The following is an 18,833-nucleotide window of genomic DNA, read 5'->3' on the forward strand; positions in this document are numbered from 1 at the left end:
GATGGGCCGATGGACTGTCAGTAGCCGCTATAAACCGCAAACGCCATGACCACCATCGCCAACATCGTAAAAATGGCGAACAGCGGAAAGACGAAACGCAGCCAGGTTCCATAGCCTACCTTGCCGGTTGCCAGGTAGGCCAGCAGCATGCCGGAGGTCGGCGTAATCATATTGGTCAGGCCGTTGCCGAACAAGAAGGCCAACACCACGCTTTGGCCGCTGACGCCGGACAAATGGCCGATCGGGCCGAGGATAGGCATGCTGATGGCGGCCTTGCCGGAGGTAGACGGGATCAGCACATCGAGCAGCATCTGCACCAGGATCATGCCTTCGGCGGCAAAGATCCTGCTGCGTCCTTCGACAATGGCGGCCAGGTGGTAGATCACGGTGTCCAGCACCAGGCTGTCGTGCAGGACGATTTCGATGGCTTTCGCCAGGCCGATCAGCAAACCCGCCAGCATCATGCCTTTCATGCCTTCGACAAAAGCGTCGCAGGCGGTCCGCACCGACATGCCGGCGACCACGGCGATGATGATGCCTTCGAAAATATAGAATGCGCCGAGCTGGATATCGCCCCATTTCCAGGCGCTGGTGCCAATCACCAGCACCACGACGCTGGCGCCGACCACCATCAACACGAAGCGATGCGGCAGCGAGAGCGGGCTGCCCTGGTTCAGCTCGGCAGGGATGGTGTAGCCGCTGCGTTTTACGTGCAGCAGCAAATAGGCGACGCCGATCGCCAGGAACAATATAAATACGAACAACCGCAAACCGGCGCCGCTCAGCAAGGGCACTTGCACTATCGGCTGCGCAATTACCAGCGCCAGCGGATTGGTGACCGAGGCCAGATAGCCGATTTTTGCGGCAATCGCCACCAGCGCGGTGGCGTACAGCGGCCCCAGGCCGAGACGCTGCGCCAGGATCAGCATCATGGGAATGATCACCAGGTATTCCGAGATCAGGCCGAGGAAGGTGCTGCCGGCGGCAATCGCCAGCATCAGCGCCGGCGTCAGCAGATAGACATTGCCGCCGGTGCGCACCAGCAGCCGGTCGATGCCGGCGTCCAGCGCGCCGCTCTTGCGCAGCACGCCGAACATGCCGCCGATGAACATGATCATGAATACCAGCGGCGCACTCTTGGCGAGGCCGGCCGGGATCGCCGCCATGGCGGAAAACAGGCTGGCGGGGTAGGCGCGCTCAGGGCCACTGACAGGCGTGTCGGCGGCCGGGCTGGCTGCGAGCAGGGCGGCCAGGTCGCGCTCTTTGGGGATCAGCTGGTAAGTGCCGGGGATGACCAGTTTGGCGTGGCGCTGGAACTGGCCCGAATCGAGCAGATAGGTCAGGCCGATGGCGACCAGCATAATCAGCAGCATCATCGCGACCGGATGCAGCATCCGGCTTTTGCCGTGTGCATCTTGTTTTTCGCTATCCGTGCTGGTCGTCATGCCGATCTCCGTCTACCGTTTTGCAGAATAATCTGTTTTTAGCTGTTGTTAACTTCTTTTAATGCACAGGCCGGAACTGCTGAACGCCGTTCCGGCCCGTATTTTTACCCTACACCGTCTTAGAACTTATGGCGCAATCCGACCGTGAACGCGGTTTGCGCGTTGTCAGCGCCGGGAGCACCGCCGGTGATGCCTGGACTGTACATGTCGGAAGCCCGCAGATTGGCCACGTAGCTGTACAGATCGGTGCGTTTCGAGAATGCGTAATCCAGCCCCAGGTTGACTTGCCTCAAACGGCCCTTGGTGCTGCTGCCGACGAAGTTATAGCGCGACTGCAGCACGCTGCCGACCAGGCGCAGACTGTCGGAGATGCTGTAGTTGACGCCCAGATCGAGGACATTGGTGCTGTTGTTATTGGAGCCGCCGGCGGTAAACGGTGACAAACCGGCGGTACCGGAAAATTTGCTGACCAGCGGTGCGGTGCTGCCGCCGTTAGTCGCCAATGGCTGCAACACCTTGGACCAGGCGCCGAAGAAACGCCACGGACCGGCCTTATAACTTGAACCCAGCATCCAGGTTTTGATGCAGGTGTCGCCGGGATGACCGAAGCTTGGGGTGCAGCCGGCGCCCAGGCTGGCGCCCTGGTCGCTGGAGGTGTTGACGCCGCCTGTCATGGTGCCGAGCTTGGATTGCCAGTAGCCGAAGCCGATGCCGAACGGGCCGTTTGCATAATTTGCGCCCAAGCCTAGCGATTGGCCGGTCGCGGTCGAGCCCGCGGTTTCGCCAAAGCCGTAGGTGGCGTTCAGCACCAGCCCCTTGAACAAGGGTGTGTCATAGCGGATCTGGTTGTTGGCGCGATTGCCGCCGACGCGGTCCAGGTTGTTATCGTGGACGCCGTTGATGAATACGCCGAAATCGTAGACGCTGGAGTAGTAGGTTGCCACTTCGTCGATGAAGTCTTTGCGGCGTCCCAGCTGCACGGTGCCGAAATCGCCGGATAAGCCGACCACTGAAGTACGGCCGAAAGTCAGGCCGCCCTGGCCGGAGGCGCCGGTGTCGACCGAAAACCCGCCCTCCAGATTGAACAGGCCTTTCACGCCGCCGCCCAGATCCTCCACGCCCTTGAAGCCGAAACGCGATTGCTGCAAATCGCCGGAGTCGACGCTGAAACGGCTGCCGGTGCCGCGCGCATTAGCTGCGCCGGGTGTGGCGATCTTGTTGACGTAGGCGACGCCAGAATCCAGCAGACCGTAGACGGTCACGTTGGTTTGCGCGTGCGCGGCGTAGGTGCAAGTACCCAGTATTGACAGTGCAACGATGGACTTCCTCATGCTTTACTCCTCCCGGTTGAAAAAAATTCAATGGCGGCTTTGGCTGTGCGGTTCTTATTTTTCTAGACTTGCTGAAAATTACCGACCGGTCCTGGCTGCTCTATTGTTTCATTTAATAAAACAACGTATTAATATATGAAACAATGTTATGGGCGATATTTTTCCGTGTCAATCGGAATTGCTGAAAAAATGAGCGGGCTCTATGAAGATTTGTTATGCGTGATACACCGCAAGGCAGTGCGTTGCAACGCTAGGGACTTGCGATGTTATCGAAAGGAGGAAGGCATGCGCAGCCTGGAAATCGGGCATGCGCTGCAAAACGCAGGGGAAAATTGAAAGCTTGCCACCGCTCAAGGCGCTTCCCTTGAGCGACGTCCTGAAGATCAGAAGAAAGTCAGTGCGCTACGGCGTCGGCCTGCGCCGGTTGCGGTTTGCTGCTTTCCGGCGTCACGGCGGAGCGCAACATTGCCGAGGCCGCATCAAGCCGGCAAGGCTTGCCGAACAAGCGTGCGGAAATCAAGCCGCTTTGCAAGGCGCCGAGGATGGTCATTGCGTATGCCGTCGGCGGCGCCGGCAGCTTCACGCCTTTCTCGGCAACCGCGCGTTCCAGCCGCTGCGCGATCCAGCTTTCGTGCATGCAGAAGAAGGTCTGTATCGCAGCCAGCACATTTTGCGGCAAGCTGGTGGCTTCCGCAGCCAGCATGCCACACAGGCAGACGCGGCTGGTGCCAAGGTTCTTGCGCCACAAAGCCAGATATTGCTCCACCTGCTCTTTGAGCGGCCCGTTCGGATCCATGCCGCGCATGATGTCACCGATGTTGGTGGCATAGGCTTGCACCGCAGCCAGCGCCAGATCTTCCTTGGTAGGAAAGTAATAGTGAATGCTGGAGGTTTTGACGCCGACCAGTTCCGCCAGGTCGCGATAACTGAAACCGTTGTAGCCGCGCGATCCCAGCAGGGCCAGCGTGTGCTCAAGCAATTGTTCACGTACGGGGGAAACGGCCTTCATGATTTTTTACCTATAAAGAGATAGCGATGCACGACACCAGTACACGGTGAACGACTACAGGCGGCTATGGGGCCATGAATAACACCGCCATGCTACGTCTTTTATCAGCCAGCCGGCGATATTCTGACGGCTGCGGCGTGGAATGTAAAATCACAAAGACGCTACGCTGATATCTTATCTATCAAAAGATAGATAATCAAGAGGCTTTTTACATGTGTCGCCCTTTTGTGGTAATGATTTATTGATATAAGTAAATACCATTTGACTACCTATCAGTAGATAACTATAGTTACTTCACAGTAGTTGCAGACACGTTGTTCAGGCATTAACTGACCCAGATTAAGTTTTTTTGAGCAGCAACTGGATCGAGCAACTGCCCGGACTGCAGGCGATGGGATAGTGGATTCGAAGGCGTCATATAGGAAAGACGCTTTTTATTTCCCGATTTTATCTATCTAGTGATAGATGCAAATTGAACTCTCGCCTGCAGCCAAGACGGTGCAGCAAAGATTCCGCGCCGTCGGTACATGCGCTTGTGTAACCACTGTTGAGCGCCGTATTCGGCACTTTTTCATTAACTTAAAAAGAAAGAATTCATCATGAAAACCCAACTGATCGCCGCATTGGCACTGGCCGCAATTGTTTCCGCTCCTGTATTCGCCGCCGACAACGTCACTCCGCTTACCCGCGCTCAAGTCCAGGCTGAACTGGCAAGAGCACGTGCTGCCGGTGAACTCGATTTCGCCGGTTCGCAATATCCGGTGTTCGTACAAGCGTCGACCGTACCTGGCAAGATCCGCGCTGAAGTCCAGGCAGAACTGGCAAAGGCTCGCGCTGCCGGCGAACTAGATTTCGCCGGTTCGCAATACCCGGTGTTCGTGCAAGCATCGACCGCGCCTGGCAAGACCCGCGCTGAAGTCAAGGCAGAACTGGTTGAGACACGCAGCTCCGGCCAGCTCGATTTCGCCAATGCGCAATACCCGCTTGAAACGAATACAGGCAACTGATCGCAGGTAGTCTGGTCTCGGCAATGCCCCCGCTGATCGGACGGTATCTGCCGCTGACCGCTGGAAATGACAAAACCCGCGCCTCATGAGGAGTGCGCGGGTTTTTTGTTGCTCAACTTATCAAGAACTTGCCGCCAGCTTCTTGAAAAAATCGGACAGCTTCGGCAAGTCGGAGAAGGCGACGTTAAAACGAAACCAGGGATGCTCCGGCTGCGACACATAAAAGAATTCTCCCGGCGCCAGCCAGATACCTTCTGCCAAGGCTTGATCGCCGATTTCCTTGGCGCTGAGCGTGGCGTGCGGCATTCTTGCCCAATAAAACATGCCGCCGCGCAGCGGCCCGAACGGCAGCAAACCGGCATCCTCCAGCCTTGCGCTGACCTGGGCTTGCGCCGTCAGCAGGGTGCTGGCCAGGCGCTCGACATGACGCCGGTGATGGCCTTCGGTCAGGGCGTTGTACACCAGGCGTTCGGTGATTTCGGAATTGGTCAGGGTCAATACCATCTTGGTGCGCGCAAATTCCTTGGCCAGATCGCTCTGGCAGGCGATGAAACCCAGCCGCAGCGACGGCGCGATGGTTTTGGAGAAACCGCTGACATAAATCACCCGCCGCAAGCCGTCCAGCGCAGCCAGCATCGGATCGGTCGCTTGCGCCAGCTCGCGGTACAGATCGTCTTCCACGACCCAGAAACCGTGCCGCTCAGCCGCTTGCAACACACGCATCGCGCAGGCGGGAGTGTAGGTGGTGCCGGTCGGATTCTGCAGCACCGGATTGGTAAAGAAAATCTTCGGCCGATGCAGCAGCGCCAGTTCTTCCAGCCGCTCCAGATCGACCCCGCTCACGGTGCGCGGCACGCCGACCACATGGATGTTGGCCAGCCGCAGCATGGCAATCAGATTGCAGTAACCAGGTTCTTCGATGAATACGGTGTCGCCGGGTTTGACCAGGGTGCGCATGATCAGATCCAGCGCCTGGGTCACGCCGTGGGTGGTGAGCACCTGGTCCGGGCCGATATCGAGCGACCAGTTGGCGAACGATTTGGCAATGGTTTGCCGCAGCGGGCCGTAGCCGAACGGGTGGCCGTAACCGACTTGCTGGGCGCCGGGCGAGCGGATGATGCGCCGCTCCGCCGCGTGCAAACCCTCGCCGTCCAGCATGCTGCTCGGCAGCCAGCCGCAACCAGCCTTGATCGGCACCCGTTCATCGGCGAATACTTCGGAAAACAGCCAGGCCGCATCGATCACCGGATTGGGCTGGATCGCCGGCATGCCGCTGCTCTCCGCCAGCTCGCGCTTGGCGATGAAAAAACCGGAGCCGCGCCGCGCCAGCAGCAGGCCGTTGGCCACCAGCCGTTCATAGGCCTCGACAATGGTCGAATTGCTAACCTCTTGCTGCAACGCAAACTGGCGAATCGACGGCAGCCGCTCACCCGGCCGCAACTTGCCGTTTTCGATCATCCGGCTCAAGCCGGCGACCACCTGCTCGACCAGGCCCAGCGCCGATTGCGGCTGCAACAACGAGGGAAAGCGCGAAACTTGGGATTCAGTCATGGTGCCCTCAAGTGTATTCAGTACAGATTGCCAATCACAACAATACACTTTCCATAATTTGTGCAAAGTGTATCTAACAATCCGGATTGTAACTGCAATAATCGGCACTGTGACTAACCCCGTCAACCTACGCTCAAACCCACTATGAACACTATGCAATCAGATCAAGACCTGTCGGCATTCTGGATGCCATTCACCGCCAACCGGCAGTTCAAGGAAGCGCCGCGCATGTTCGTCTCGGCCAAAGGGATGTATTACCAGACCGACGACGGCCGCCAGGTTCTCGACGCCACCGCCGGTTTGTGGTGCGTCAACGCCGGCCATTGCCGCGAAGAGATTAGCGCCGCCGTGACGCGGCAGATCGGCAGCATGGATTACGCGCCATCGTTCCAGATGGGCCATCCGCTGGCGTTTGAGGCGGCACGCAAGGTGGCCGGACTGATGCCGGCCGGACTGGACCGGATTTTCTTCACCAATTCCGGTTCGGAAGCGGTCGACAGCGCACTGAAGATTGCACTGGCCTACCACCGTGCCCGCGGCGAAGGGCAGCGCACACGCTTCATCGGCCGCGAACGCGGTTATCACGGCGTCGGTTTCGGCGGCATCTCGGTCGGCGGCATCTTGAATAACCGCAAAGCCTTTTCGGGCAACCTGATGCCCGGCGTCGATCATTTGCAGCATACCCTGAATATCGCCGAAGCCGGCTTCAGCCACGGCCAGCCGGCCTGGGGCGCGCATCTGGCGGACGAGCTGGAACGCCTGGTAACGCTGCATGACGCTTCGACCATCGCCGCCGTCATCGTCGAGCCGCTGGCCGGTTCTACCGGCGTGCTGATCCCGCCGGTGGGTTACCTGGAACGCTTGCGCGAACTGTGCAGCAAGCACGGCATCCTGCTGATTTTCGATGAAGTCATTACCGGCTTCGGCCGCCTCGGCGCACCGACTGCCAGCGCCTATTTCGGCGTGACGCCAGACCTGATCACGCTCGCCAAGGGCATCAACAACGCCGCCATCCCGATGGGCGCAGTGGCCGCCAAACGCGAGATCCACGATACGGTGATTCAATCCGCCGCCGCCGGCTCCATCGAACTGATGCACGGTTATACCTATTCCGCCCATCCGGTGGCCGCCGCCGCCGCCATCGCCGCCATCGATTTGTACAAGAGCGAGCGCCTGTTCGAACGGGCGCGTGAATTGTCGCCGTTGTTCGAGAAGGCCGCCCACGGCGTGGCCGGCGCGCCGCACGTCAAGGATATCCGCAACCTCGGCCTGGTGGCCGGCATCGAACTCGAACCGCGGCCGCAAGCACCGGGGGCGCGTGCCTACGAAGTTTTCCTCAAGTGCTACGAAAAAGGCGTGATGGTGCGCTACACCGGCGACATCCTGGCCTTCTCGCCGCCGCTGATCGTGCAGCCGGAAGAAATCGAACGCATGTTCAGCACGGTGCGCGAAGCACTCAACGAAACCAAATAATCAGAGACAAGCCATGACCATTTCTCAAATCAATCATTTCATTTCCGGCGCTGTGTCTACCGGCCGGTCGGAACGCTATTCCGATGTCTACAATCCAGCCACCGGCGCCGTCGTGGCCCAGGTTGCGCTGGCGTCGACGCAAGAAGTGGATAAGGCGGTAGCCAGCGCCCGTGCCGCGTTTCCGGCATGGGCCGAGACCTCGCCATTGCGCCGTGCCCGCGTCATGTTCAAGTTCAAGGAATTGCTGGAACAGAATCACGACAAGCTGGCGGCCCTGATCACACGCGAACACGGCAAGGTGTTCTCCGACGCCAAGGGCGAAGTCGTGCGCGGCATCGAAGTGGTGGAGTTTGCCTGCGGCATCCCGCATCTACTGAAGACCAGCCATACCGACAATATCGGCGGCGGCATCGATAACTGGAATTTGCGCCAGCCGCTGGGCGTGGTGGCCGGCATCACGCCGTTCAACTTCCCGGTGATGGTGCCGATGTGGATGTTCCCGGTGGCGATCGCCTGCGGCAATTGCTTCATCCTGAAACCGTCCGAGCGTGATCCCTCGGCCAGCCTGCTGATTGCCGATCTGCTCAAGCAAGCCGGCTTGCCGGACGGCGTATTCAATGTGGTTCAGGGCGACAAGGCGGCAGTAGACGCCTTGCTGGCGCATCCCGATGTGCAGGCGCTGTCGTTTGTCGGCTCGACCCCGATTGCGGAATATATTTATACCGAAGGCGCAAAGCGCGGCAAACGCGTGCAGGCGCTGGGCGGCGCCAAGAACCACCTGGTGGTGATGCCGGATGCGGATCTGGAACAAGCGGTCGATGCCTTGATCGGCGCCGCCTACGGCTCGGCCGGCGAGCGCTGCATGGCGATTTCGGTGGCAGTGGCGGTGGGCGATGTCGCCGATCGCCTGGTGGCGCAACTGGCGCAACGCGCCGCTGCGCTGAAGATCGGCAACGGCGATGATGCGACATCGGAGATGGGGCCGCTGGTTACCGGCGTCCACAAGGCCAAGGTCGAGGCTTACATCGCTAAAGGCGTTGAGGAGGGCGCGAAACTGCTGGTGGATGGCCGCGGCCTGAGCGTTGCCGGACACGAAAAAGGGTTTTTCGTCGGCGGTACCTTGTTCGACCACGTGACGCCCGAAATGACCATCTATAAAGAGGAAATCTTCGGCCCGGTGCTGGCCGTGGTGCGGGTGCCGAACCTGGCCAGCGCGGTAGAACTCATCAACACCCATGAATTCGGCAACGGCGTGGCCTGCTTTACCAGCGATGGCGGCGTCGCTCGCGCTTTCGCTCGGCAGATCCAGGTTGGCATGGTCGGCATCAATGTGCCGATTCCGGTGCCGATGGCCTGGCATTCCTTCGGCGGCTGGAAACGTTCGCTGTTTGGCGACCACCATGCTTACGGCGAAGAAGGCATCCGCTTCTATACCCGCTACAAGAGCATCATGCAGCGCTGGCCGGACAGCATCGCCAAGGGCGCTGAATTCACCATGCCTACCGCGAAATAAAGCCGCTGGCCGTCATCATCCTGCGCGCCGGGCGCAGGATGATGCGGCCGCAAATCAACTCAGCTCAGGTCAGCGTCCGGATCGAATTGCTGATCGAGCGCGCACATTCCAGCACCAGCGGCCCTATTTTCTTTTCCGCTTCCGCCAGCGTCCAGCGGCTGGTCGGCGTCACTACGTGAACCACGGCCACCGCCGCACCTTGATTGCTGATGATGGGCGCGGCAATCGTCATGTCGCCCAGGAATAATTCTTCATTGTTGCAGGCATAGCCCTTTTCGCGCGCGGTCGCCAGCAGCGCCATGATGTCGTCGATATCGGTGCGGGTATGCGGCGTGCGCGCAGTCAGCTGGCTGGACTGCAGCAAGGCGCGCGCGTCTGCCGCCGCCAGCGTGCTCAGGTAGGCGCGGCCGGAGCCGGTGCAATACATCGGGATGCGGCTGCCGATCGGCATGTGGATCGGGATGAACTGGTGGCCGACGAAGCGCGCCACGTACACCATCTGGCTCTCATACGGCTCGGTCATGTTGGTCGTTTCGCCGGTGGTATTGGCCAACTCCGCCAGGAACGGGTTGGCGACATCGACCAGCGTATCGGCTTCCAGGTAGTTGTAGCCGATCTCCATGACTTTCGGCGTCAGCTGGTAACGGCGCGTGGTTGGATGTTTCTTGACATAGCCCAGCATCTCCAGCGTGTAGATCATGCGCTGCGCGGAACTCTTGGTGATCGAGGTTGCTTCCGCCACATCGGCCAGGGTCATGGTGCGGCGCCGGGCGTCGAAAGCGCGCAGCACGGCCAGGCCTTTTTCCAGCGATTGGTTAAATAAAGCATCGGCAACTTCCGGCTGTGGATCGTCATTCTTGTCATTCATGGTTATCCCTCACTCTGCACGATGATTTATCATACCATAATATCGAATATCGATACGTAAATATCTATTGACGATAATCGTAAATTGAATATACTTAATCGAACGGCGATTTTTATATCAACTGCAGCATGCCAGCCATTCACCCGGCTGCCACACAGAGGGGAAATAAATGAAACAGCTGATCCAACGCCTGACCAAGGCAACCATCTTGCTGGCAGCCGCCAGCGCCGCCTCGCTTTGCCTGGCGCAAACCGCGTTTACCGTGGGCGCAACTTCCACCGGCGTGCCATTTACCTTCCTCGATATCAAGACCAACAAGCTGCAAGGCATGATGGTCGATACCGTGACCGCCGTCGGCAAAAATGCCGGCTTCAGCGTCAACCTCCAGCAAACTCCGTTCTCGGCACTGATCCCCTCTCTGACTTCCAACAAGATCGACATCATCGCCGCCGCCATGTTGAAGACCGCAGCGCGTGCGCAAATCGTCGATTTCAGCGATCCGGTGTATTCGTATGGCGAAGGTTTGTTTGTCAATGCCGAGGACAAGCGCAGCTACAAGACGCTGGACGATTTGAAAGGTGAAATCGTCGGCGCCCAGGTCGGCACCATATTCATCGATGCGCTCAACAAGAAAGGCGGCTTCAAGGAAGTGCGCGTCTACGATTCTGTCGCCGACATGATGCGCGACGTCGCCCTGGGCCGCATCAAGGCCGGCTTCGGCGATCGGCCGATTGTTGCTTACCAGCTGGCGCAAGGCGCCAATCCGCAGGTGCGCCTGGTCAAGGAATACCAGCCGACACTGGTAGGCGACGTTTGCCTGGTAGTACGCAAGGGCGATCACCAGTTGCTGGAGCGTTTGAACAAAGCCATCGCCGCCGCCAAGGCCGACGGCACGCTGGCCAAGATCGTCCAACAGTGGAATCTGAACTAATCGCAAATGCGATGCGCCCGGCCGTAGCAGTAGCGTAGCCGGGCAGTGCTGCCGTTTCCTTCCTGATTGAGAAGCACATCATGCTAATCCAGAACGTCATGGATTTCCTGCCTATCCTGCTGCGCGGTGCAGTGGTCACGGTGGAAGTCACCTTTTATTCGCTGATCCTGAGCACCGTCATCGGCCTGATCCTGGCGCTGATGAAAGTATCGCAGCTAGGCCCGGTGTCCTGGTTCGCGGCCAGCGTGATCAACATCATCCGCGGCCTGCCGATCATCGTCCAGCTGTTCTACATTTACTTCGTGCTGCCGGAACTGGGCATACAGCTGACGGCGTTCCAGGCCGGCGTGATCGGCCTCGGCATCGCTTATTCGGTGTACCAGGCGGAGAATTTCCGCGCCGGCATTGAAGCGGTCGACCCCGGCCAGATCGAGGCGGCGCAATCGATCGGCATGCGCATGCCGATGATCATGCGGCGCGTGGTGCTGCCGCAGGCTTTCCGCATCGCACTGCCGCCTTACGGCAACACGCTGGTGATGATGCTCAAGGATTCTTCGCTGGTGTCCACCATCACGGTGCTGGAAATGACCCGCGCCGGCCAGATGATCGCTTCGTCCACTTTCCAGAACATGACGGTGTACACCATGGTGGCGCTGATGTATCTGTTGCTGAGCCTGCCGCTGGTAGTGCTGACGCGGCGGCTGGAAGCGCGCTTTGGCCAGGGGAAACGGAAATGATTGAAGTCAAGCAAATCCATAAATGTTTCGGTCAGCACGAAGTGCTGAAGGGCGTCTCGCTGCAGGTCGCCGCCGGCGAGGTAGTGTGCCTGATCGGGCCGTCCGGCTCCGGCAAATCGACCGTCCTGCGCTGCATCAACGGGCTGGAAACCTATGAGGGCGGCGAGATCCTGATCGAGGGCCAACGGGTCGACAGCAAATCGGCCACCATCCATCAGCTGCGCACCCATGTCGGCATGGTGTTCCAGCGCTTCAATCTGTTCCCGCATCGCACGGTGCTGGAAAACGTCATGGAAGGCCCGATCTACGTCAACCGGATCGCGCCGGCCACTGCCAGGCAGGAAGCGCTGGCGTTGCTGGCCAAAGTCGGCCTGGCGCAACGCGCCGACGCCTATCCGAACCAGCTCTCGGGCGGCCAGCAGCAGCGGGTGGCGATCGCCCGCGCCTTGGCCATGAAACCGAAAGCGATTCTGTTCGACGAGCCGACTTCTGCGCTCGATCCGGAACTGGTGGGCGAGGTGCTGGCAGTCATGCGCACCTTGGCCAACGACGGCATGACCATGATCGTGGTCACGCATGAAATGGGATTCGCACGCGATGTCGCCGACCGCGTCTGCTTTCTGCATAGCGGCACCATCGTCGAAGAAGGTCCGGCACGACAGGTATTAAGCGCCCCGCAACACGCGCGCACCAAGGATTTCCTGCGCCGCGTGCTGGGCCAGCAAACCTCTGATCAGCCTGCATAAATCAAAGCACCGTATGAAAAACATCTCTGCAGGACAAGCACTGCCGCCCTCGCTGTGGGCGGCGACCGCGACAGCGCCATCGGCTACACCACCACTGGCCGCATCGCGCAAAGCCGATGTGATCGTCATCGGCGGCGGCTATACCGGGCTATCGACCGCCTTGCACCTGGCCGAAGCCGGCGCCAGCGTCTGCGTGCTGGAAGCCTCCGAGCCAGGCTGGGGAGCCTCCGGGCGCAACGGCGGCCAGGTGATTCCAGGCTTGAAATACGACCCCGATCAATTGAACGTGATGTTCGGCAGTAAAAAAGGCGAGCTGCTGATCGACACCATCGGCAAGGCCGCCGACACGGTATTCGACCTGATCGCAAAATACCGCATCGAATGCGACGCCGTCCGCAACGGCTGGATCCAGCCGGCGCATTCCGAGCAAGTGATGCGGGTGCTGGTGAAACGCGCCGCGCAATGGGCCGAACGCGGTGCGCCGGTAGAGATGCTGGAGCGCGCCGAGGTGACGCAACGCATCGGCAGCCCGGCCTATGTCGGCGGCTGGATCGACCGCCGTGCCGGCAGCATCCAGCCGCTCAGCTATTGCCGCGGCCTGGTGCGGGCGGCGCAAGCGCATGGCGCCGCCATCCACGGCAATACTTTGGTCAGCGGCCTGCAACGGCAGGACGGACAATGGCAGGTCGATACTGCCGGCGGTGCGCGCGTGACTGCCGAGCAGGTGGTGATCGCCACCAACGGCTACACCGGCGATCTGTGGCCGCGCCTGAAACAATCGGTGATCGCCGCCAACAGCTTCATCGTCGCCACCAAACCGTTGCCGCCGGAACTGGGCGACAACATCCTGGCCGGCCGGCAAGTGGTGTCGGACTCGCGCCGGCTGCTGCTGTATTACCGGCGCGATGCGCAAGGACGCTTGCTCATGGGCGGCCGCGGGCCTTTCTCTGAGCCGCGCGGCGCGCAGGATTTCAGCCATCTGGAACGTTCGCTGGCGCTGTTGTTTCCGCAACTGGCGCAAGTCGGCTATGAATTCCGCTGGGCCGGCAGGGTGGCGATTACCCGTGATTTTCTGCCGCATGTGCATGAGCCGGCCGCCGGCCTGACGATTGCGCTGGGTTACAACGGCCGCGGCATCGCCATGGCGTCGACCATGGGCCGGTGCCTGGCGCAACGTCTGCTGAGCGCAAAGAGCGCGCCGTTCCCATTTCCGATCAGCACCATCCAGCCGATTCCTTTTCATGGCTTGCAACGCTTTTATATTGCCGCCGGGGTCGCTTACTACAGCATCCTCGACAAATTTTCCTAAGGACTCGGATCAGCTCCCCGGATAAATAGCGCCTTGCCTGATCAAGATCCAGGACTAGGCTAGACTGGCAACCTCAAGCTATCACTATCCGGAGCAATCAATGATGAAGCAGCGCAAATTGGGATCGGGCGGTCTGACGGTATCGGCAATCGGCCTGGGTTGCATGGGCATGAGCACCGCATACGGCGCGGCCGACGAGGCCGAATCCGTCGCCACCTTGGAACGAGCGCTGGCATTGGGCGTCAACTTCTTCGACACGGCCGAACAATACGGCCCTTACGAAAACGAGTCGTTGCTGGGGCGCGTCTTCAAAGGGCGGCGGCATGAAGTGGTGCTGGCCACCAAATTCGGTTTCAAGATAGAGAATGGCGTCACCACCGGCGTCACCAGCGAGCTGGGCCACATACGGCGCGCGGTGGAAGGCTCGCTGCGCCGCCTCGGCACCGATTACGTCGATTTGCTGTATCAGCACCGGGTCGATCCGGCGGTGCCGATTGAAGACGTGGTCGGGGTCATGGCGGATCTGGTGCGTGAAGGCAAAGTGCGCTTTCTGGGCCTGTCCGAAGCCGGCGTCGCGAATATTCGCAAGGCACACGCGGTACATCCGATCAGCGCTCTGCAAAGCGAATATTCGCTGTGGGAGCGTAATCTGGAAGCCGATATCTTGCCGATCCTGCGCGAACTCGGCATCGGTCTGGTGCCATTCAGCCCGCTCGGCCGCGGTTTCCTGAGCGGTACCGCGCAGCGTGCGGAAAGCTATCCCGCTTCCGATTTTCGCCATCTCGATCCGCGCCTGCAAGGCGACAATTTCGATGCCAATATGCGGGCGGCAAAGGTGGTCGGCGAAATCGCCGCAGCGAAGGGTGTCAGCAGCAGCCAGATCGCGCTTGCCTGGGTCTTGCAGCAAGGCGACGACATCGTACCGATTCCCGGTACCAAGCGCCGCGCTTACCTTGAGCAAAACGTCGCCGCAACCGAGGTCACGCTGGATCGCAGCGAAACCGCGTTACTGGAGAGTGCCTTGCAGCAGGTGGCCGGCGAGCGCTACAGCAAGGAACGCATGGTCTGGGTCGACCGCTAGCGTAGTGCTACCGGCATGGCGCCGCATTGCATACATTGCGATCGGCGGCGAGCGGTTTCAAATTGGTTTGCGCGGCGTTGTTGTTATTGCCCTTGAACTGGTTGTTGCTAAAGGTGGAGTTGCCATACGCCGCCAGTCCCAGCATCTGATTGCCGCGCAGCACATTGCTGCGCACCTTGAGATCGACGCCGAAGACGCCGTCGCCGCCGTTAGCCTCGGCCACGCTGTTGCTGATCGAGCCGCCAAAAAACACCGCGCCGCCATGAGCGTTCCTGGCAAGTACCACCCGGTCCAGGCTGGCTTTGTTGGTTTCCAGGTAGACGCCGTAATTTCCCATGCCTTGGATGATGCCATTCTTGACCGCGATGCCGCTGTGCCCAACCGTATGCACGCCATTGCCGGTACCGCTCGGCCAGCAGGGCGCGGGCAGTTGCTGGCAGCGGGCCGGGCCCTGGATGGCGTGGCCGTTGAGGTCAAGGGTAACGTTGTCGGCATTGATTTCGATCGCCGTGGTATTGGCGTCCGCTACTTTCAGATCGCCTGCCAGGCGGTAATAGCCGGCCTGCTCGATGACCACCTGGAAACCCGGCTTGTCGGCGCGGCCGGGATCAATCATGGTCACCCGGCCGGCCGCCGCACTGGCGCCCGGCGCCATTTGCGAGATAACCAACACCATCGTCACCAGTTGCTGCAAGCTGCGATTGCCCATGATAAACACCTGTCTTTCTGGATTAGCCTGGCTTCATTGCTCAGGGCTTGCGGTCTCGGACTCCGTGGAAAATATCGACAGTTTCAATGGCCGTACCGCCCCCATCCAGATGGCATGGTCGCGATGATCCAGCAGGTCGTCGCCGGTCAGTGGATGGATGAACACCACCAGACCCGCGCGATGCAAGGCCAGCCATGGAATCAGCTCGTCAAACACGGGAGTTTCGAAGGCCAGCTGGCAGCTCCAGTCCGGATGCGGACCTACTTGCCGCTGATGGACCCGGCCCATGGTCAACGTAAACCGCCGCGCCGCCTCCTCGCACAAGGCTTGCGCCTGCCCCAGCGTGGCGGCGTCGAAATAGATGTGAGCGTGATAGCCGGTGATGCTCGGCGCGGATGATTCGGTCATGCGGGAAACTCCAGGGAGATGATGTATGGATTGCGATCAGATGCGTTTGGCATCGGACTGTTTTTTATCGTTTGTTGCTGTTTGTTGCTGAGTTAGAAATCAAGAATACGCCTTTTTCCATAGCCATGGAAATCGTCTCGAAAAGCGCAAAATTCCGGCTTGTCTTTCTGATCATCGTCGCCCTAGGGCCTGTTAAGGAAACTCTGCAAAAGTCATCCAAGGTGCTTGCTCAATCGTTAAAGAGCGAGCCATTCACCTGAAGACAGGAATAAAACCATGAAGCAAATGACACTTGCCCAAGGAACGTTCGAACTGCATCGCAAACCAACCCGGCGTGAGAAGTTTCTATCGGAAATGGAAAGCACGATACCTTGGACTGACCTATGTCGTGTGCTGGCCCCGTACTATCCGCAGGCGGGCAACGGGCGCCCACCGGTTGGACTGGAGAAGATGCTGCGCCTGCACTTTCTGCAGCACTGGTACAACCTGTCTGATCCCGGCCTGGAAGAAGCGCTGTACGAATCGGAGAGCATGCGCCGCTTTGCGGGTAACCATGCGCTTAAAAAATTATGATGCACATCCCACAGTGCCGGGCCTTGAATACGGCTGACATAAACAAGCAAAAAACAAAGCATTGAGCGGCAGAAACCGAGGCATGGGCTGCCCTTATGCTCAAATGCGGGAAGACGATTCATGCGCTGGCAGCCTCTACCAGTTGCCAGGTCACCAGATGGCTATCTACCGCTATCAGCCAATCTTTATCCGGTTCCGGGAAACGCTGCCCCTGCACTACAGCGGCCTGCCGCCAGCGCCAGTTCACCAGGGATTTCAGCGGATGCTCTGCTGGTATCGTCGGTTGCCAGACGCCGCTGTATGGACACGGCTCGGCGCCGTTGCACAAGGTCATCGCGGCCGGATTGGCCTGCGCCACGCGCCACAGGCCGCCAAGCAGTTGGGCCGGCAATGCCCGTGGCGGCACTTGTTGCGGGAGGCCCATGTAATGCCACATGATGCGGCCGTCATTCTGGGTCAGGCCGGCGCGCAGGTCGGCAAACGGTTCGCCACGCGCATACTGTTGCGGCGCTTGATCTTGATTCCATAAGAGATGGGATTGGGTGCGCGGACTGAGCAGTTGCGGCAGCCAGTAGCCACTGAAGCGAGCGGTGGTGCTTTCATATTGCGACGTGACTTGTCTGCCATCGCTTGTTTCAGCAGCCAGCGGCACGGCCTCTTTCGGCAGCACCCAGCCTTGCGGAATGTGGGCGCGGCCGGAAAGATTGGCCCCCGGCGTGGCTGCCGGCGGTGGCGGTGCAGGCATGACCGGCTTGGCGGCGTTGATCAGGGATTCGATCTTGCTGTCCCATTGGGGGAGCGTTGCGGGAGGCAGCGGCAGGATTTTATCGAGGTTTGGGAAACGCAGATCGGGGTTGTGGTAAAGCGCGTCGCCTAAGGCGCTATAGCGTTCGGAACGGGCGGTGTCGATGAAATTATTGGTAAGAGGGTCATCATGGTGGCGAAAACTGGAGGAAAGATAATTTGCACATTTCTCACATCCCATTTTGACGCCTTCATGTAGAACTTTGAGGGCGCGTGGATAATCCTTGTCTATTACATCTAATGACACACCAAGCTCTAAGGCTCCTTTGCCATAACCTTGCGTAAAAGCGCACTCCAGCATTTTGCGCCCTACTTTATCATTCGCCCAAAACCCTTCTTGCGGATTGTCATAGGAAGCATCGAATGCTTTCCCTAAAAATGTCTGCGCACTGGGGCTGCCCTTGTCCGCCGCCAATTCCCACAAGCCATAGGCGCGGCTCATATCGCCAGTGACACCCGCGCCGTTTTGATGGAAGCTGCCCATCAGATCAAAGGCCGCCGGAATACCCAGCAGCATTCCTTGCTCCACGATTTGCACCGCTCGCTCTGGATCGGCAGCGACTTCGTAAGGCGCAAAGCCATCGCTATTAATCAGCACTCCCGCCAAGTTCATCATCGCTTTCCAGTGTTTCTTATTCGCGGCTTGCTGCCACAGTTCTACTGCTTTCGGGTAGTTGCGCTGCTTCGGCGGCAAATCACGGCTGGTAATACGCAAACCTTCCTGAAACCAGGCTTCCGCCTGGGCGTCAATCGGCGGCACGTTGTTCATTTCGTACTGACAAGTAAAATCTTTGCGGTGTGGGTCGAAGGCTTTTAAAGCCATGTTGCGCGGTAAAGTGGGTTTCATTGAGCAGGCAGTCAAAGTAAAAGTAGCGAGTAAAAAGCAGGTCATCAAGCGGCGTAAGTGATGCATGGTTTGTCCTTAACCGTGCCGGAACGTGACTTCGCGCAGATCGCGGAAGGGAATTAAAAAACCAGTGATAGGAGCATTGGCTGTTACGTTTTCTTCATTTTTAAGCATCAATTGTTGCCAATCCTTAAAGGCATTAGCAATCGCCGTTTCACTACCGTCCCCGCCATTGCAGTCTCCAAATCCCCCTGCATGCTGCCCCCACACCCGCTTGCGTAATTCAGCGGCCTTGACCGCATCATCGGTCGTCATATTGATCTCGCTATCCCCTGACATGCTGCGCACATTCATGTTGGCGCTACCCAGCGTGATGAACGAATCGTCAATCACCATGAGTTTGCTGTGGATGTAGACTTGCCGGTAATTGGAGACTTGCTTAGGCAAAGGGCGGCCATTGTTGCGGGTGATCAGCCGTGCCAGCAGCACTT

Annotated in this window: 17 protein-coding genes and 1 pseudogene; 9 read left to right on the forward strand and 9 right to left on the reverse strand. The window is 59.2% G+C overall.

What is annotated here, in order from left to right:
* Positions 1-17: 17 nt before the first annotated feature.
* From KHU33_RS03440 to KHU33_RS03450, 3 genes are all read right to left on the reverse strand, one after another.
* Positions 18-1,445 (reverse strand): YfcC family protein, encoded by a 1,428-nt coding sequence (locus tag KHU33_RS03440; protein ID WP_211461110.1) that lies wholly within the window; start codon positions 1,443-1,445, stop codon positions 18-20.
* Positions 1,446-1,564: 119 nt separating this feature from the next.
* The gene (locus tag KHU33_RS03445) at positions 1,565-2,776 is read right to left on the reverse strand and encodes a porin (protein ID WP_211461111.1); all 1,212 of its coding nucleotides are present in this window, start codon (positions 2,774-2,776) and stop codon (positions 1,565-1,567) included.
* A gap of 394 nt (positions 2,777-3,170) precedes the next feature.
* Positions 3,171-3,785: a TetR/AcrR family transcriptional regulator gene (locus KHU33_RS03450; protein WP_211461112.1), complete on the reverse strand. Its 615-nt coding sequence runs from the start codon at positions 3,783-3,785 to the stop codon at positions 3,171-3,173.
* A gap of 599 nt (positions 3,786-4,384) precedes the next feature.
* Between KHU33_RS03450 and KHU33_RS03455 the strand changes: the two genes are divergently transcribed.
* Positions 4,385-4,792 carry a DUF4148 domain-containing protein gene (locus KHU33_RS03455; RefSeq protein ID WP_211461113.1) on the forward strand — a complete coding sequence of 136 codons (408 nt, stop codon included), beginning with the start codon at positions 4,385-4,387 and terminating at the stop codon, positions 4,790-4,792.
* 120 nt (positions 4,793-4,912) lie between these two features.
* Here KHU33_RS03455 and KHU33_RS03460 read toward each other — a convergent pair whose 3' ends face one another.
* The gene (locus KHU33_RS03460) at positions 4,913-6,343 is read right to left on the reverse strand and encodes an aminotransferase-like domain-containing protein (protein ID WP_211461114.1); all 1,431 of its coding nucleotides are present in this window, start codon (positions 6,341-6,343) and stop codon (positions 4,913-4,915) included.
* A 144-nt stretch (positions 6,344-6,487) separates the two neighbouring features.
* Here KHU33_RS03460 and KHU33_RS03465 point away from each other — a divergent pair, with 144 nt between their 5' ends.
* Together KHU33_RS03465 and KHU33_RS03470 are read left to right on the forward strand one after the other, a co-directional pair.
* Positions 6,488-7,816, forward strand: coding sequence for an aspartate aminotransferase family protein (locus KHU33_RS03465; RefSeq protein WP_211461115.1), 1,329 nt, complete (start codon positions 6,488-6,490; stop codon positions 7,814-7,816).
* Between the two features lie 13 nt (positions 7,817-7,829).
* The gene (locus KHU33_RS03470) at positions 7,830-9,329 is read left to right on the forward strand and encodes a CoA-acylating methylmalonate-semialdehyde dehydrogenase (RefSeq protein ID WP_211461116.1); all 1,500 of its coding nucleotides are present in this window, start codon (positions 7,830-7,832) and stop codon (positions 9,327-9,329) included.
* Positions 9,330-9,393: 64 nt separating this feature from the next.
* On the opposite strand, the gene KHU33_RS03475 is transcribed toward KHU33_RS03470, so the two are convergent.
* On the reverse strand, positions 9,394-10,197 hold the full coding sequence (locus tag KHU33_RS03475; protein WP_211461117.1) for an IclR family transcriptional regulator: 804 nt from the start codon (positions 10,195-10,197) through the stop codon (positions 9,394-9,396).
* Positions 10,198-10,366: 169 nt separating this feature from the next.
* On the opposite strand from KHU33_RS03475, the gene KHU33_RS03480 reads away from it, so the two are divergent.
* From KHU33_RS03480 to KHU33_RS03500, 5 genes are all read left to right on the forward strand, one after another.
* Entirely contained in the window at positions 10,367-11,128 is a 762-nt protein-coding gene (locus KHU33_RS03480; RefSeq protein ID WP_211461118.1) for an ABC transporter substrate-binding protein, read from the forward strand.
* A gap of 80 nt (positions 11,129-11,208) precedes the next feature.
* Positions 11,209-11,865: an amino acid ABC transporter permease gene (locus KHU33_RS03485; protein ID WP_211461119.1), complete on the forward strand. Its 657-nt coding sequence runs from the start codon at positions 11,209-11,211 to the stop codon at positions 11,863-11,865.
* On the forward strand, positions 11,862-12,611 hold the full coding sequence (locus KHU33_RS03490) for an amino acid ABC transporter ATP-binding protein (RefSeq protein ID WP_211461120.1): 750 nt from the start codon (positions 11,862-11,864) through the stop codon (positions 12,609-12,611). The genes KHU33_RS03485 and KHU33_RS03490 overlap by 4 nt, the downstream gene beginning before the upstream one ends.
* A 13-nt stretch (positions 12,612-12,624) precedes the next feature.
* Positions 12,625-13,920 (forward strand): NAD(P)/FAD-dependent oxidoreductase, encoded by a 1,296-nt coding sequence (locus tag KHU33_RS03495; protein WP_211461121.1) that lies wholly within the window; start codon positions 12,625-12,627, stop codon positions 13,918-13,920.
* Between the two features lie 100 nt (positions 13,921-14,020).
* Entirely contained in the window at positions 14,021-15,001 is a 981-nt protein-coding gene (locus KHU33_RS03500) for an aldo/keto reductase (RefSeq protein WP_211461122.1), read from the forward strand.
* A gap of 7 nt (positions 15,002-15,008) precedes the next feature.
* Here the strand turns inward: KHU33_RS03500 and KHU33_RS03505 are convergent, their stop codons facing one another.
* Both KHU33_RS03505 and KHU33_RS03510 read right to left on the reverse strand, forming a co-directional pair.
* The gene (locus KHU33_RS03505; RefSeq protein ID WP_211461123.1) at positions 15,009-15,710 is read right to left on the reverse strand and encodes a right-handed parallel beta-helix repeat-containing protein; all 702 of its coding nucleotides are present in this window, start codon (positions 15,708-15,710) and stop codon (positions 15,009-15,011) included.
* Positions 15,711-15,743: 33 nt separating this feature from the next.
* Positions 15,744-16,118, reverse strand: coding sequence for a DOPA 4,5-dioxygenase family protein (locus KHU33_RS03510; RefSeq protein WP_211461124.1), 375 nt, complete (start codon positions 16,116-16,118; stop codon positions 15,744-15,746).
* Between the two features lie 276 nt (positions 16,119-16,394).
* Here KHU33_RS03510 and KHU33_RS03515 point away from each other — a divergent pair.
* Positions 16,395-16,667 (forward strand): annotated as a pseudogene (locus tag KHU33_RS03515) (transposase); the annotation flags it as partial.
* A 142-nt stretch (positions 16,668-16,809) separates the two neighbouring features.
* Here KHU33_RS03515 and KHU33_RS03520 read toward each other — a convergent pair.
* Positions 16,810-18,342 (reverse strand): tetratricopeptide repeat protein, encoded by a 1,533-nt coding sequence (locus KHU33_RS03520; RefSeq protein WP_211461126.1) that lies wholly within the window; start codon positions 18,340-18,342, stop codon positions 16,810-16,812.
* A 75-nt stretch (positions 18,343-18,417) separates the two neighbouring features.
* A partial coding sequence (locus tag KHU33_RS03525) for a phospholipase D-like domain-containing protein (RefSeq protein ID WP_230414031.1) occupies positions 18,418-18,833 on the reverse strand: 416 nt, incomplete at its 5' end.

The sequence above is a fragment of the Collimonas silvisoli genome (assembly GCF_018305005.1).
GTDB classification, from domain to species: Bacteria; Pseudomonadota; Gammaproteobacteria; order Burkholderiales; family Burkholderiaceae_D; genus Collimonas; species Collimonas silvisoli.

What these genes read in the sequence shown, in the direction of transcription:
- KHU33_RS03485 (WP_211461119.1), top strand. Translation starts at nt 11,209, where the DNA reads ATGCTAATCCAGAACGTCATGGATTTCCTGCCTATCCTGCTGCGCGGT.
- KHU33_RS03470 (WP_211461116.1), top strand. Translation starts at nt 7,830, where the DNA reads ATGACCATTTCTCAAATCAATCATTTCATTTCCGGCGCTGTGTCTACC.
- KHU33_RS03450 (WP_211461112.1), bottom strand. Translation starts at nt 3,785, where the DNA reads ATGAAGGCCGTTTCCCCCGTACGTGAACAATTGCTTGAGCACACGCTG.
- KHU33_RS03490 (WP_211461120.1), top strand. Translation starts at nt 11,862, where the DNA reads ATGATTGAAGTCAAGCAAATCCATAAATGTTTCGGTCAGCACGAAGTG.
- KHU33_RS03475 (WP_211461117.1), bottom strand. Translation starts at nt 10,197, where the DNA reads ATGAATGACAAGAATGACGATCCACAGCCGGAAGTTGCCGATGCTTTA.
- KHU33_RS03520 (WP_211461126.1), bottom strand. Translation starts at nt 18,342, where the DNA reads ATGAAACCCACTTTACCGCGCAACATGGCTTTAAAAGCCTTCGACCCA.
- KHU33_RS03465 (WP_211461115.1), top strand. Translation starts at nt 6,488, where the DNA reads ATGAACACTATGCAATCAGATCAAGACCTGTCGGCATTCTGGATGCCA.
- KHU33_RS03455 (WP_211461113.1), top strand. Translation starts at nt 4,385, where the DNA reads ATGAAAACCCAACTGATCGCCGCATTGGCACTGGCCGCAATTGTTTCC.
- KHU33_RS03480 (WP_211461118.1), top strand. Translation starts at nt 10,367, where the DNA reads ATGAAACAGCTGATCCAACGCCTGACCAAGGCAACCATCTTGCTGGCA.
- KHU33_RS03505 (WP_211461123.1), bottom strand. Translation starts at nt 15,710, where the DNA reads ATGGGCAATCGCAGCTTGCAGCAACTGGTGACGATGGTGTTGGTTATC.
- KHU33_RS03460 (WP_211461114.1), bottom strand. Translation starts at nt 6,343, where the DNA reads ATGACTGAATCCCAAGTTTCGCGCTTTCCCTCGTTGTTGCAGCCGCAA.
- KHU33_RS03510 (WP_211461124.1), bottom strand. Translation starts at nt 16,118, where the DNA reads ATGACCGAATCATCCGCGCCGAGCATCACCGGCTATCACGCTCACATC.
- KHU33_RS03440 (WP_211461110.1), bottom strand. Translation starts at nt 1,445, where the DNA reads ATGACGACCAGCACGGATAGCGAAAAACAAGATGCACACGGCAAAAGC.
- KHU33_RS03445 (WP_211461111.1), bottom strand. Translation starts at nt 2,776, where the DNA reads ATGAGGAAGTCCATCGTTGCACTGTCAATACTGGGTACTTGCACCTAC.
- KHU33_RS03500 (WP_211461122.1), top strand. Translation starts at nt 14,021, where the DNA reads ATGATGAAGCAGCGCAAATTGGGATCGGGCGGTCTGACGGTATCGGCA.
- KHU33_RS03495 (WP_211461121.1), top strand. Translation starts at nt 12,625, where the DNA reads ATGAAAAACATCTCTGCAGGACAAGCACTGCCGCCCTCGCTGTGGGCG.